General features: G+C 44.3%; 10 protein-coding genes. 3 read left to right on the top strand and 7 right to left on the bottom strand.

Features of this window, described 5'->3' with window-relative positions; genetic code table 11:
* Positions 1-4 precede the first annotated feature (4 nt).
* The 5 genes from mrdA to A6D97_RS18185 form a co-directional block, all read right to left on the bottom strand.
* Positions 5-1903 (bottom strand): penicillin-binding protein 2, encoded by a 1899-nt coding sequence (gene mrdA / locus A6D97_RS18205; protein WP_017060075.1) that lies wholly within the window; start codon positions 1901-1903, stop codon positions 5-7.
* Positions 1904-2279: 376 nt separating this feature from the next.
* Positions 2280-3935 (bottom strand): ABC-ATPase domain-containing protein, encoded by a 1656-nt coding sequence (locus tag A6D97_RS18200; RefSeq protein ID WP_017064599.1) that lies wholly within the window; start codon positions 3933-3935, stop codon positions 2280-2282.
* 120 nt (positions 3936-4055) lie between these two features.
* The gene (locus A6D97_RS18195; protein ID WP_065584966.1) at positions 4056-5963 is read right to left on the bottom strand and encodes a GGDEF and EAL domain-containing protein; all 1908 of its coding nucleotides are present in this window, start codon (positions 5961-5963) and stop codon (positions 4056-4058) included.
* Between the two features lie 179 nt (positions 5964-6142).
* On the bottom strand, positions 6143-7342 hold the full coding sequence (fabV, locus tag A6D97_RS18190; protein ID WP_065584965.1) for an enoyl-ACP reductase FabV: 1200 nt from the start codon (positions 7340-7342) through the stop codon (positions 6143-6145).
* 81 nt (positions 7343-7423) lie between these two features.
* Positions 7424-8041: an arylesterase gene (locus A6D97_RS18185; protein ID WP_065584964.1), complete on the bottom strand. Its 618-nt coding sequence runs from the start codon at positions 8039-8041 to the stop codon at positions 7424-7426.
* Here A6D97_RS18185 and A6D97_RS18180 point away from each other — a divergent pair.
* From A6D97_RS18180 to A6D97_RS18170, 3 genes are all read left to right on the top strand, one after another.
* On the top strand, positions 8040-8714 hold the full coding sequence (locus A6D97_RS18180; RefSeq protein ID WP_004730959.1) for an ABC transporter ATP-binding protein: 675 nt from the start codon (positions 8040-8042) through the stop codon (positions 8712-8714). The genes A6D97_RS18185 and A6D97_RS18180 overlap by 2 nt on opposite strands.
* Before the next feature lies 1 nt (position 8715).
* Positions 8716-11154, top strand: a complete 2439-nt coding sequence (locus A6D97_RS18175; protein WP_065584963.1) for an ABC transporter permease — start codon at positions 8716-8718, stop codon at positions 11152-11154.
* Between the two features lie 532 nt (positions 11155-11686).
* Positions 11687-13141: an FAD-dependent oxidoreductase gene (locus A6D97_RS18170; protein WP_017060081.1), complete on the top strand. Its 1455-nt coding sequence runs from the start codon at positions 11687-11689 to the stop codon at positions 13139-13141.
* Positions 13142-13321: 180 nt separating this feature from the next.
* Here A6D97_RS18170 and A6D97_RS18165 read toward each other — a convergent pair whose 3' ends face one another.
* On the bottom strand, positions 13322-14272 hold the full coding sequence (locus A6D97_RS18165) for a biotin-dependent carboxyltransferase family protein (protein ID WP_065584962.1): 951 nt from the start codon (positions 14270-14272) through the stop codon (positions 13322-13324).
* Positions 14265-15017: a carboxyltransferase domain-containing protein gene (locus A6D97_RS18160; protein WP_065584961.1), complete on the bottom strand. Its 753-nt coding sequence runs from the start codon at positions 15015-15017 to the stop codon at positions 14265-14267. Before A6D97_RS18160 ends, A6D97_RS18165 begins: the two co-directional genes overlap by 8 nt.
* Between the last annotated feature and the right edge of the window lie 69 nt (positions 15018-15086).

Below are 15086 nucleotides of genomic sequence, written 5' to 3'. Positions count from 1 at the left end.
GGTGTTAGGAGTGATCTTTGCTCTCACCACTTTTATGTTCAAAGGCATAGTCGAGTACTTTACGGATATAAGGCGCACCAACTTTTGAGCCACCGTTACCGTGTTCAATAACCACAGTTGCGACATATTCAGGGTGTTCATACGGTGCGAAAGCCGTGTAAAGCGCATGGTCAAGCAAGTGTCTAGCGAGTTTCTTCGAGTTGTAGACCTGGTCTTTCGCAAGATCAAAGACTTGTGCAGTTCCTGATTTACCGCCGCTCGTGTATTCAGTTCCCTTAAATGCACGTCTGCCGCTGCCTCGATTACCGTGGTTTACGAGTCGCATCGCATTGATTGGCACATCCCAAATTCTATCCGGTACTTCGGTGATTGAGGGCATTGGCTCCGGTTCGACAAGTTGTTGTGTACTGAAATCTTCACCATGATCTAAGGTGGCTCTTAAGATATGAGGTGGCATCACCTTACCATGATTAACCAATACTGACGTTGCTTTAGCAAGTTGCATAGGTGTCGATGTCCAATAACCTTGGCCAATACCAATCGGAACTGTGTCACCCTGATACCAAGGGGTGCGATAACGCATCATCTTCCATTCTCGAGTCGGCATGTTGGCGGTACTTTCTTCATAGATATCAATGCCTGTCGGTTCACCAAATCCAAATCGGTTCATCCAACTTGAAATTCGGTCAATACCCAAATCGAAAGCGGTTTGATAGAAGAATGAATCTACCGACTCTTCAATGGCTTGAGTGACATCGACAGGTCCGTGACCCCAACGTTTCCAGTCACGCCACGATTTAGAGTTTCGTTTAGAGCCAGGAATTCTCCAAACGCCATGGTCGTTACGGATGGTATCTTCAGAGATGACATGTTCTTGCAGTCCTGCCACAGCCATAAATGGTTTAACGGTTGAGGCAGGAGGATAAACGCCTAGAGTGGTGCGGTTAACCAACGGGTGAGCCGGATCATTCAATAAACGTTGGTAGTTCTTACTCGAAATGCCGTCGACAAATAGGTTAGGGTCGTAACTCGGGCTTGATGCCATCGCCAACACGCTGTTGTCTTTCGGATCGAGAATAACCGCGCTTCCAGTTCGGTGATCAAGTTGCTCAAAGACGTATTTTTGCAGCTCAAGGTCAATATTTAACACGATATCTTTACCAGCTACTGGCGGCACGTACTCAATGGTTCGGACTATTCGCCCACGGCTGTTTACTTCGACTTCTTGATAACCTTTGGTGCCGTGCAGAATATCTTCGTAATAACGTTCAACACCCAGTTTTCCTATGATTGTTGTAGCTTGATAATTCGCTTCTATCCCTTGTTCTTCAAGCTTTCTGAGATCGCTATCATTGATGTGCGCCACGTAACCAAGAACATGGGTAAGCACCTCACCATTCGGGTAAAAACGCTTTAAGCTGGTATCGATAGATAAGCCGGGGAACTGGTACTGGTGCACGGAGAACTTGGCGATCTCTTCCTCCGTTAAGTTCTCTAGAATAGTCACAGATTTAAAACGGCGGGTGTTGTGATAGCGTTTTTTGAAACGAGCGATCTGCTCTGCATCACGGGGGACATATTTGTCTAGCTTGGTGAGCATTGCATCGACATCATCGGTTTGCTCAGGAATCATGGTTAGATCAAAGACAAGCTTGTTCTCTGCAAGCAACACGCCGTTACGGTCGTAAATAAGTCCACGAGTAGGGGCGATAGGTAATACTTTGATTCTGTTGCCATCGGCACGAGTTTGATAGCTTTTAAAATTTTCAACTTGAAGTCGGTATAGATTGCCGACTAAGACAAGAGTGAACATCAAGATCCCACAAAACGCGACGATTACGCGGTTTTTGAATAGGTTCACTTCGATTTTATGGTCACGCATCTTAACGCGTTTATGATTCATTGAAGCCTCAAGGGTCTGTTACATTTGGTTACACTTGTCGAATCGGGACTTTATCTGAATATCACTAGAGTTTTGTAAAAGCTGTGTCATGTTTTGAGGGATCGACAGCATTAGATGGCGGTAAACAGTGCCTTTAATTTTCTCATTACAAAAGATGATAAGTAATTGATGTAAAGATTGGTTTTATGAATTTATAAAGTTCAAGAGTTTTGACGACACTAGAGGTTAGGTCAAAAGAGGTTAGATAAATTTACGGCCCTCAGAATGAGAGCCGTAGAAGGTTAATTTGCTTATTTAGTGGCTTAGAAGCTTTAGTAAATTAGAAGATTAAAACTTCAAAAACCTAGAAGCACAATAAATCCGATATTTAACGAAATCAGTTCGAAGGCTTGAACTGAGATTTACGCATACGGTTCAGAGCAGCCATCACATCTAACGTTCTTGGTTTCGCTAGGTCACCGTAGTTAGGCATGTTAGCGTGCCATTCGTTTTCTAAAATAGCGTTAAACTCTTTAGCAGGGTTGTTTGACCAACCTGGAGTTTGTGCGAATTGGAACCAAGCCCAACCGATCGCATTCACTTCAGACGGTGATTCTAATTGCTCAAGCGCAGAAAGGTCTGCAAACTCTTTACCAAAACGCAGTGACTCTTTGCCTTTAGCATTAACACGGAATTTACCGTCAGTCAGAATGTTCATCAGTGAAGCACGGTTCAATGAACGCGGTACAAACGTTTCTAAAGCAGTTTCACATTCGTTAGTACGCTGAGTAGGGTGCTGAGCAATCACGTCTTTTGCTTTTTCAGTCACATCTACCGCTTGGTAGTCGTGCATTTGAATCACAGTGTTCGCGACATCTAGGTAATCACCAGAGCCACCCATTACAACAATGGTAGAGATATCCATCTCTTCACGAAGCTGACCAATGCGGTCGACAAGTGGTGTGATTGGCTCATCGCCTTTTGACACTAGCGCTTGCATACGCTCGTCACGAATCATAAAGTTAGTCGCTGATGTATCTTCATCGATAAGTAGAGTTTGAACGCCGGCTTCAATCGATTCTTGTAACCAAGCCGCTTGAGACGTAGAACCTGACGCATCTTGTGTGCTGAAGTCAGATGTGTCTTTCTGCATTGGTAAATGGTTGATGTAGTTTGACAGGTTCAAGCTGTGCACACATCGACCATCTTCAGCGCGGATCTTCATCGTATCAATCGCAGTTACAATGCCTTCGCGACCGTCACCAGGAATATGGTTGTAGATAGAACGTTCAACGGCGTTCAACAGTGTCGATTTACCATGGAAACCACCACCAACGATCAGCGTAATGCCTTTTGGAATGCCTAGGCCGGTCACGTCACCTTGGTTTGGAGTATTTAACGTAACACTCAATGATTCTGGAGCCGCGAAAGGTACCGCGTCTTTCATTGGAAGGTCGCAGTTACCCGCGATACGAGGTAACACACTGCCGTTTGCAACGAAAGCGGCTAGGTTGTTTTCATCCAATTGAGCACGCAGCGCTTCTTGGTCTTCAACGGCTTCACAATGTTTGATCATTGCATCGATGTTTAACTCACGCTCAAGCGTCGCGCGACGAATAAACTTCGGTAAGTAGAAAGTGATGATGTTGTTCGCTTTCTTAGCAAGAATGCTACGACCATCAGCTGGTAAATTAATACGGAAACGAATTTCGATGCCGTGGTCTGTAAATACAACAGCTGTGTTGTCTAATACGGTTTGACCCGTCAGCGCGATAGAAACGGTCGACTCTTGTTTCGCGAACTCAGAGAAGCTACGTGCGATAAAGTCACGAGCGGCTACTTGGTATTCGTAAGATTTTTCTTTCAGCCAATCTAACCCGGTCAAAGACCACGCGCGCGTTGCACGAAAACGAGAAGCTGACGCGTATGGGTCACCTTGGATGTGGTCGATGTGTAATTCAAAATCAGCAAAGTCGTATTGACCTTTAATTTGTTGATATGCACGGTAGTTTTGTTTTTCGAGCTTTTTAAGCTTTGCAGTCAACTGATCCATAACGAGGAATGCCTATATAAGGGGAAAGATAAAAACAGAAAGGCGGCGATTATAAAAATCACCACCTTTAGAGTAAAGAGAAAGTAGGCCTAAATCCAAAACTAACTGCTCTTTTTCGCTTTAAGCGTAACGAGTTGTCCCCAAATAGTTTTGATTGATTAAGCTGTGTTCGAATTCTTGGCTCGGCATTGGTCTTCCGTAAAGGTAACCTTGGCCCACATCGCAGCCTTCATTAATAATAAATTGCTCCTGAACCTCCGTTTCTATGCCTTCAATCGTCACTTTTAAGTCGAGCTTTTTGGCAATTTGGACAATAGAACGAACAATTTCCGAGTCTTCGTGTGAGTTGAGCATTTGGTCGATAAAGCTCTTATCAATCTTAATGGTGTCGAATGGGAACTTCTTCAGATAACTGAAGGAGGCGTAGCCCGTACCGAAGTCATCTAGTGACAATGTAACGCCAATATCGTGCAAAGATCCCAAGGTATTCTTGGCAACCACTTCATCTGCTATCAGTCCACTCTCCGTAACTTCAAGTTCTAAGAAACGAGGCTCTAAATGATAGGTTTCGAGTAGGTGAACCACTTGTTCCGCAAAGTGTACGTTCTTGAGTTGAATTGCAGACACATTCACAGCCATCTTGAAATCTTCAACGTATTCGGACCACTCTTTGGCTTTTTCAATCGCATTGCGTAAAACAAAGCTGCCCACTTCGAAAATCAAACCGTTTTGTTCAGCCATGTGGATCAGGGTTTCGTTAGAGATATCACCCAAAACAGGATGTCGCCAACGAAGCAAAGCTTCAGCACCGACCCAGCGATGCGTCAACGGGCTAACTTTGGGTTGAAAGTAGAGCATAAGGTCATCATTACGAACGGCTTGAAGCAAATAGCCTTCGATCTTATTAATGTGAGTTTGTTCTTCGGTATGGGATTGAGAGTAGTAAGCGAACTTTTGTCCTGAATCTTTGCAGGCTAACATCGCTTCAGAAGATTTCTGCAGAATGCTTTCCGCGTCATCTTCGTCGTACGTAATTGCAATCCCAATAAACGCGTGCAAATGCACTTTGTCACTTTCGATGTCGAATTCTGAATGACCAACTTTAACGAGCGTCTGGCAAAGTTCTTCAAGGCGATGGTGTAAATCTTTAACGCTAAACGCCAATACGAGGTCAACCGAAGTAGGGCGTGCAGTTAATACATCGATATCAGAAATACAGTCGATGCGTTTTCGGTATTCAACAAGCACTTGGTCTAACGCGTTATAGCCGTAGCGTGCTTGTATGCGTCTACCGTTGGTAAAACCAATATGAACGACTGCAAATGAGCTGTCTGTCAGCCTTCTCTGTGACAGTAGCTTGTGGTTTAAGCGAGATTCAAATGCGTTTCGGTTTAAAAAGCCGGTGCCGAGGTCGTGATTCTTTTGGAAGTTAATCTTCTGTTCAGCCGCTTTTCGTTTATCAATTTCTTGATTCAACGAGTAATTAAGGCTCGCGAGATCTTTAGTGCGATTGTAAACGCGGTTTTTTAGGTCGCGATTCATTTGGGTAAGCTTGGCGTGTTGGAATAGGGTTTTAAGCTGAGATTCAATCGAGGTGCGAAAGCTCTCTAACAGTTTGATATAAGTAGGGGTGTAGTGATTCTCTTTCGAGTCCAAGATACAAATGGTGCCAAACAGTTCACCGTTAGGCCAAAGTAATGGAATACCACAATAGGAGACTAAGCCGAGTTTGATGTCTGGGTTGTTGTCCCACTTAGGATCGGCAAGCGCGTTAGGCACAAGAAGCTGTCGTTGAGTTTCCATCACTGTTTCGCAGTACAGCCCATTCCCCAGCGTTTCAGAATCACCTTTGTTGTATGGGTTGTTCTCGCTACGACTGGTTGAAAAAACTTCAATGTAATTGGCGTGAACACGCATGATTAGTGCTGCGGGCACTTGAGTAATTTGAGCTAAGAGGTCGACAATATTCTGCCAACCGTACTCCATATCGTCTGGGATATCTAAATCGAGAGTTTTTATTTTCTTCATATGACTCCGAGTCAATTATGCTAAATGCATCAACACATCCTGTGTTAATTATGATGAACCAAAGAAAACTGTGAATCTTACGTTAACTAAGTATAAGAAATGTTGCACGAAAAAACCTCCGCAATTATGCAGAGGTTTTCAAATGTGAATCCGGGTCTCAGTAATGAGATAATTTTAGATTAAGGCTTTAACTTTATAAAATCTTCTGTATTAAGTTTCTGGCTATAATCTACCGATGGTTGAGCAAACCCATTTAATTGTAGAAATTCTTCTTTAAACCCTTGGTAATCCCCTGAGGTTTGGAAGTTATTTTCGTCCATCTTTTCTAGCAGTTCAGTTACGTGCGCTTGGGTTTCTGGGTCTAATTCCCAATCATCCATACGGATCAATCGCTCACCATCAAGTGGTACTTTGGATTGACCATAAAGTTTACTGCCAAACAGACGCTGCATTTGTTGGATACAACCTTCGTGGGTCTCTTTCTCTTTCATCACCTTATACAAAGCAAGTAAGTAAGGGCTTAATCCAGGGATGAAAACGCTCGCTTTAGTGACTAGGGCTTTACATACCGCCGCGTAAGCGTTGCCATCAAAGTTAGCTAACTCTAGATTAAGAGCGTGGCTGGTTTGGTGAAGGTCGATCTTAGCGCGTCCCAATGTACCGTCTAAATAGATAGGATGTGTGACTTCTGGACCCACATAAGAAAACGCGATTGTCTTACAACCCGGAGCAATAGATTCTGCGTTGATGAGCTCATCTATCCATTGTTCCCAATCTTCGCCTCCCATCACTTTGAGTGTGCTTTCGGCTTCTTCTTCCGTCGCGGCTTCAAGCGTGTTGGTGACCCAGTTGTCGTGTTCCAGAGAAATGGTTGCGCCAGTTACGCTTTCACCAATAGGTTTGATGGCAGAGCGCCAAAACTCATCGGAATCTGGTTTAGGACGAACGCCTGCAGCTAAGCTATAGATAATCAGATCCACTTCACCTTCGAAGTAGGTTTCAATGGCTTCGACAACTTGTGAGCGTGTTTCTTGCGAAAATGCGTCGCCAACGATGTTAATAGCAGTGCGTTGCTCTCGTTCGGCTTCTTTTTTGAAGTAGATGTTGTTGTACCAACCAGCACTACCTAGGGATTTTTCGTTTGGACCGCGCTCGAATGAGACGCCGATAGTGTCAGCTTTTGCGCCGCCAAAGGTAAGGGCAATACGAGCGGCAAGGCCGAATCCAGAGGAAGCGCCGATGATCAGTACTCGTTTAGGGCCATCTTTGATTTGCGGCGCACTCTTAACAAACTTGATTTGTTGCTTTACGGCTTCTTGACAGCCAAGAGGGTGAGCGCTTTTGGCTACCACACCCTTGATAACAGGTTCGATCAGCATAAATAACCTTACAGTTAACGGTGATATGCACTCAGGCTAACGTAAAGCTGTGTAAAATTTATTGAGCTAGACCATTAAAACTTAAAGATACTGATATAATTCTTCGGCGACGAATTCAGCAATCCAAGGTTGAGCTTCTGGTTTTGGATGCAGTCCATCGTTCATCATCCACTCAGGTTTGAGGATGATATGCTCTAGGAAAAACGGCAAAAGTGGCACGTTTTGTTGATCAGCAAGCACTGCAAAAACGTATTCAAACTGCTGGTTGTAACGCTTTCCGTAATTTGGTGGGATTTTAATCTGCATCATTATAGGTTTGGCGCCCGCAGCTTTGATCTGCTCAATGATCTGCTCAAGATTTGCAGACATCAGCTTAGGTGGGAAACCACGAAGTCCATCATTCGCACCAAGTTCGATAAGAACGGTGTCTGGAGCATGTTCTTCAAGCAATTGTGGTAGGCGGGCTAAACCATTGCCCGTTGTATCACCAGAAATACTCCCGTTAACCACGGTTACCGTTTTGTCATGCTTTGCTAACGCGTCTGGTAACAGGCTTGGCCAACTCTGTTTGATGTCCATGTTGTAACCAGCACTCAGGCTATCACCAAGGACCAGTAACTTAGAATCTAAGCGGGTATCTTGAGCCAAAGAAGCGGTTGAAAATAAAATAAAGAATAAAAAGGAAATTAGTCGAGTCATGCATACATCCATCATTAAAGCAGAAGCTGTTTCGAAGACAGTGTCTACTAATCAAGAACATTTAACAATCCTAGAGCACGTCGATATCGATATTCGTGAAGGCGAAACTGTCGCGATTGTCGGCACGTCTGGCGCGGGTAAATCGACCTTAATGACGCTGCTTGCTGGTCTTGATGTACCAACGAAAGGCGAAATCAGTTTATTAGGACAGCCACTTTCACAGCTTGATGACGAGGCAAGAGCGAAGATCCGCAGTGAATCGGTAGGGTTTGTATTTCAAAGCTTCTTGTTAATTCCAAGTCTTTCAGCGCTACAAAATGTCACGTTACCTTGTTTGTTAAAGGGAGAAGACGAAGACATCGAACGCGCGACTGCTCTGCTTGAATCAGTAGGCTTGAAAGACAGGCTTGATCACTTACCGTCGCAGCTATCTGGTGGTGAACAACAAAGGGTCGCGTTGGCGCGCGCATTTATGATTAAGCCAAAAATTCTTTTTGCCGATGAACCCACAGGCAACCTAGACCAACAAACGGCAGCCAAAATTGTTGAGTTGTTGTTTGAATTGAACTCATCCCACGGCACAACTTTAGTGTTGGTGACACACGATCCTAAGCTTGCACAACGTTGCCAAAGAACACTCAAGATGCATGTCGGTCAGATAGAGGAAGTCTAAATTGAATTCATCAAACGGACTGAATAAACGCCTGTTTTCATGGAGTATCGAAGAGATTCGACACGGCCAGTTGTGGCCAGTTTCAATCGCTTTAACGCTTATTATTGCTTGTGTATTTGCATTGTCGGCGTTGGCCGAACGTATGGAGCAGGTAATTGTTAAACAGGGCAAAGATGCGCTTACTGCTGATAGCGTGTTTATCTCAGCAAACCCAATTCCGCAATCCTTGTTAGACCTCACTCAAGTTGAACAATTAGAAAGATCTCAGTTGACTCGTTTTTCAACCATGGCATTCAGTGATAACTCAATGCAGTTAGTGACGGTAAAAGCAGTTGAAAGTAATTACCCATTACGCGGTGAAATGATCTTAGAGGGCGCTGATAAAGCATCAAGTAACCATGTTGAGCCGGGTGAACTTTGGCTAGACGAGCGTATATTTGCACAGTTAGAGGTTGAAATTGGTGACAATGTCACTATTGGTGATGCCGATTTAGCGATAACTGGACGAATCACTCAAGAACCAGGCTTAAGCTTTAACCCATTCCAACAAATGCCAGCTGTGCTGATTCATACAAGTGATATCGATGCCACGGGAGCGATTCAACCGGGCAGTCGCGTTAGCTTTAGATTGTTTTTAAATGGTGATGAATCGAAACTCAAAGCCGCACAAGACAGTATCGAACTGACACCAAGTGACCGCTGGCGTACACAAGACTCAGCCAGTCGTACCAACGACATGTTCGAAAGCACCACTCAATACTTATCACTAACGGTAGCTATCGTAGTGATCATGGCTGCGACCACTTTGGTACTCACTTGCCAACATTATGTTGCGAGTCGCCGTAAAACCATCGCGATGCTTAAGAGTTTAGGTGCAAGCAAGCAGTGGATCGTTAAATGGTTGTCTGTACAGGTATCTCTATTAGTGGTTATCGGTGCAGTACTGGGAATAACCATCGGTATCGGCTTGGAGTTTTTGCTTCGTATACCTCTGGGCGACTTATTACCAACGCCACTTCCTAGCTATGGTATTGAACCTGCGATCTTGGCGATTTTATCAAGCATCTTAATTGGTGTTCCTGCTCTTGGTATCCCGTTAATTGGCTTGGTCAATACCTCGGCAATCAGCGTTATTCAATCAAGTCACCAGTCTAATGAAAGCTACAAGAAATATTTGTTGTTACTGGTACCGACTATTCCAATGATGCTGATGTATGGCGACAATCTATTGGTATGGATAGTTCTAGCGGGTATCGCTTGCCTGTTCTTAGTGCTTGCGGTCGTTAGTACGCTTGTTCTGCGTTTGGTTAGTAAGTTGCCGACATCTACGTCTATGCGTTTAGCATTGAGTCGAATTAATCGCACACCTTTAGCAACTGGGATTCAATTTGGCTCTTTAGCGCTTTCACTGATGTTGCTGTCTATCATCTGGTTGGTAAGAAGTGATTTACTGTCAGATTGGCAGCAAACCTTGCCAGAGAACGCACCGAATGCGTTTGCACTTAACATTGCAAGTTATGAAAAAGACAGTTATCTCGAGACGATTGATGCAAACGAAGTAGAGCGTACTCAAGCGTTTCCAATTATCCGAGGACGACTGACGACGATAAACGGTGTTGAAGCGTCGGAATACAGCGATACCTCAGGCGAAACAGACGCACTAAGTCGAGAGATCAACTTCACTTGGGGAGATAGCTTGCCCGAGTACAATGAAGTGTTAGAAGGTAACTGGACGCAAGAGCATGGCGTATCTGTGGAATCGGATGTCGCGGAGCAACTGGGTCTAAAGATTGGCGATGAGCTGTCATTCACAATCAACAGCCAGAATGTTTCTGCCAAGGTGAATAGCATCCGCAAAGTCGAGTGGCGAGAAATGAAGCCGAACTTCTACTTCATTTTTACTCCAGATGTCTTGAGTTCAATCCCTTCTACTTGGCTCGTGAGCTTCAGATTAGAAGAACAACACAATCAGATGCTCAATGAACTCTCTCGAAATCATCCAACCGTGAGTTTGATGGATATTCGCAAGATGGGTAGCAAGATCCAAGAGCTGCTCAAACAGATTGTTTGGTCGATAACGGTACTTGCGGCGTTAGGTGTGGTGGCGGGGCTGTTGCTTATCTTCACTCTATTGCGATTGAGCTTATCTCAAAGACAACAAGAGATACGCTTGTATCGAACATTAGGCGCAAGTAGGAAGCGAATTCTCAATACTATTTGGTGTGAGTACGGGTTAATGGCGTTAGTCGCAGGCTCAATTGCAGCGCTCGGTTCTGAGCTCAGTGTGGCAGGCGTTATGAATTTTGGCTTTGAGTTACAACCTTCACTTCACCCGATGTTGTGGATAGCGCTACCGGTGCTAACGTTCATCACATTAGCCGCGGTAGTGAATAGCTTAATCAAACGTTTGTTGGCACCAGTAAACAAGGATTTTGGCTAGTCGTTAGCGAGATCTAGCCAAGCGCTTAAAACGGTCTAAAAGTGAGATTATTTATACTTAGTCATGCACTATTTATAATACGTCGCTTTAGACCGTTTTTTATTTAACCAACCGGTAGCATAAGTAAAAAATATCGCACCTTAGATTCCACTGTTTTTAGCATTTTTTAAAACTAATTACCCAATAATGCCGATTTAATGAACAGCGGTTAGTCCCTGTAAACAAAGGGTTTGCGCAACTTAGCAAGAACGTTATCAACAGTTATCCACAAAAACGGTGGATAACTTTAGGGATAAGTTAACCGCTATGTTTTAAGAGTACTGAGGCAGCCTTTATGTGGCGTCACTTAGGACAAATTTGACTGTTAGAATAACCTTTAAAACCCTATCTGGAGTTATTGAGTCAAGAGATTATTTATGTTTTTTACATAGATATTAAATCCCGCCTATCTAAGACCTTGATAAAAATGTGTTTTAATTCATCGCAGAACAAAAGTAGAATAGAGGCAGTTAATCTTATTCTACAGAACACGATGAACCACAACAAAACGGATACAAATCAACCTTCTATTGCCATTGTTGGTGGTGGTATTGCCGGAACAACGAGCGCGATTCACTTTAGTGAGTTGGGTTTTAAGGTCACTATCTTAGAAAAAGGGCCGAGTTTGGTTAATGGTCCACCAATTTGCCACCTGCACGCTGGCGGCAATTTGTATCGAGATATTTCTGTAGAGCAGTGTCTTCAATTGCTCACACAGTCAATTGATACCGTTCGCTTATTCCCTCATACGATCAATATTCGTCCGACAATCATCGCCGTTCCGCACAGTGATGGTGGAGAGCCGTTGGATCTGCTTCCTCGTCTCAAGATAATCAAAAGCGCTTATGCCGATCTTGTTAAACAAGATAAAAGCAACCAAGTGCTCGGTGATCCGGAAGAGTATTATAAGCTGTACAGCAAAGAAGATTTATTAGCACTTTCTGCGAAAACACAGCCTCTGAAACCAACATCGCTTGATGATTGGTGTATTCCTTTCGCCAAGCATACGGATTTAGAGACCCTAAAGTATCCTGTTGCGATGGTCCAAGAGTATGGCTGGAGCGTATTCCGACTTTCTGCGACCGCTCAACTCTCTTTGGGGCAACAAGCTAACTGTACTGTGTTAACCAACAGCCGATTACAATCTGTTGAGTCGACAGGTCAAGGTTGGTCTTTGACTTATACCGATGCCGAAAACCAAAGCTGCCAACTAACGACCGATTACTTGATTAATGCGAGTGGGTTTGAAACGGGTATCGTAGATGACTTTGTTGGCTCTAAGCAGCAAAGACTTGTTGAGTTTAAAGCTGCATACGTTACAGAGTGGCCATATTCGCAAGAATGTAAGGAAGAGTGGCCAGAAGTTATCTTCCATGGCCCGAGAGGCACACCGCAAGGCATGGCGCAATTAACGCCGTATGCTGATGGTGTGTTCCAACTTCACGGCATGACAGAAGGGATTACTCTGTTTGAGGGTGGGCTTGTTTCATCGTCAACAGACTCGTCACAGCCACAGTTGCCTTCGAAGCTGCTTAAGAAAATCGTATCGGGTTGGAGTGAAGATCAGCTTGAATTAAGAACTCGCGCGGCAATAACGCATATGTCTCAGTTCATCCCAAGTTTCAGTTCGGCATTGGTCGGTGGTAAACCTTTGTTTGGTGCACAACAGATTCCGGGAACCGATCCAAGCTTAAGAGCTTCAGACGTTTCATTCTGTGGGGATCGCTATGCTCGACTTGAAGTAGTAAAAGCTTCTTCAACATTAGAAGCGGCACAAAAGGTCGCTGAGCAATGGTTTGATGTATCAGAGGCGGCATCTATTGAAGACACACACTCAGTGACAATGTCACTTAATCTAAATGATATTGAAAACAGAGCGATAGATTTGACACAAGAACGTGGATACCCAGAAGCGCTTGCCAAGGTGTCAGGTCAAGATCACGCTTAATAGCCTATAATTAGTCTATCATCATCGACTGCGTTTAATTTCTTCAATTCGGCTTACTGTAATAGGTAAGCCGAATCTTCATTTCAACATCTGCTTAGATACCGAACCTCATCTAAATGACATCTTCCTAGTTGATTATTCTCAGCTACATAGCATTTAGCACATAACACATCGCAAAAACTAATAGCCGAAAAACTGAGCCCATTGGCACCAAACATCTTGTAAGCCCAAGCGATCGCCCTTGCTGAACGATATCGCATGTCCAGGTTTTGCTTGCGCCAAGCGTGGTAAATCGATTCTGGCGACACATCCTATCTTCGGATAACCACCTATGGTCTGTCTATCATTAAGCAGCACGATAGGCTGTCCATCTTGTGGAATTTGAATCGCACCTAGGGCAATGCCTTCTGACAATAGCGAAATGTCAGGCGAGTCTACGGGCTCGCCACTGAGTCGATAACCCATCCGATTAGAGTTTTGGTCAACGTGATACTGTGCGTTATACAAAATCTCTCTTGCTGACTCGGAGAATAGCTCGCTTTGATAGCCTTCAATCACTCGTAGGTTCACGGGTAGATTGTAATCAGGCGTGTATCGGAAGGTAACACTCAACGCTTTAAATGAATGTGATAGTTGGTGCTGGGTAAAAGCTATTTGTTGCCCTTGTTGGCATGGCTCTCCATCTTGCGTTAATCCACCAATCTTTTCACGAGTGACTGTAGAGCAGCTATCAAGAGTTGATGGAACATCGAAACCGCCCTTAATGGCTAAATACGCCCTTAGACCATTTTTAGGCAAACCAAATGAGAGAACTTGCCCCTTAAAAGCTTGAAAAGTGCTCCAGTTAGCCTGTGGTTTACCATCGAGTTTCGCTTGTAAATCACCCCCGCATAGTGCCATCTCGCAATCAAAATCGATTCTCAACGCACATTGCCCAAGCGTGATTTCCAACGCCGCTTGGTTGACTGGGTTGCCCAATAGATGGTTAGCCCAGCTATAAGAGTAGTCATCAACCGGTCCACCTTGCGTTAATCCAAGATGAGCAACACCAAATCGCCCAAAGTCTTGAATCAAACTCAACGGGCCGGGCTTAATCACTGTCAGTGTTGGTTTAGTTTTTGTCTTAGCCATTTACGATGCCTCCACCCAACTCTACAAATTCTTTTTTTGAAATCGCTATGAAACGGACGGTATCACCAACATTAAGCAGAGACAGTGGTCTTTGCGTGATATCGGCGTTCTTCAACTGGCTATGATCGAACAACGGAAGTGGGCAATTGCCAATAATATTCCAACCGCCCGGTGAATCCGAAGGGTACACAGCTGTTTTCGTATCCGCGATGGCGATACTGCCTTTGGGCACAATTAAGCGGGGTGTGGAGTGACGGGGCAAGGCAAGCTCATTAACCACATCCGACATAAAGGCAAAGCCAGGCGTAAACCCAATCGCACTGACGCTGTATGTCTGTGAGGTGTGATGTTGAATTATCTGGTCGAGCGACAGGCCTTTGTTTTGATATCGGTCTAAATCGAGCGCCGTTTCTGGTGAGTAATAGGCAGGAAGCTCAATCGTATCGCGAGTTTTACTAACACTAGAAAAGGACGACAGAGCATGACTCAACAAATTATTGATCTGTTCAATGAGCTGCTGTTCTGATATTCGATAAGGGAGGTAATCGACCAATATTGTTTGGTAAGCCGGTGTCACATTCATCAACACCGATGCTAAGTTTTGGCGAATGGCATCGGAAAAGTGAGCTATGTATTGCGCATATTCGGCGCTAGATTGATTATTTGAAGGCGATAGCGTCAAGGTCACCAAAACGCTGCATTCCGCGACTGGCGCTATATTGAATTCAATCTGATTCGTCGTCATTTCGTTTCCATACGTTTGTTATCTTGCCTTTTTTAGCTTACTTGGCGTGTCTCACTTCCGTGTCCAAGC

This window comes from Vibrio sp. ZF57 (genome assembly GCF_001691235.1).
GTDB lineage: Bacteria > Pseudomonadota > Gammaproteobacteria > Enterobacterales > Vibrionaceae > Vibrio > Vibrio crassostreae_C.
Note: the sequence above shows the minus strand (reverse complement) of the source record. Positions and strands in the feature narration are given on the sequence as shown.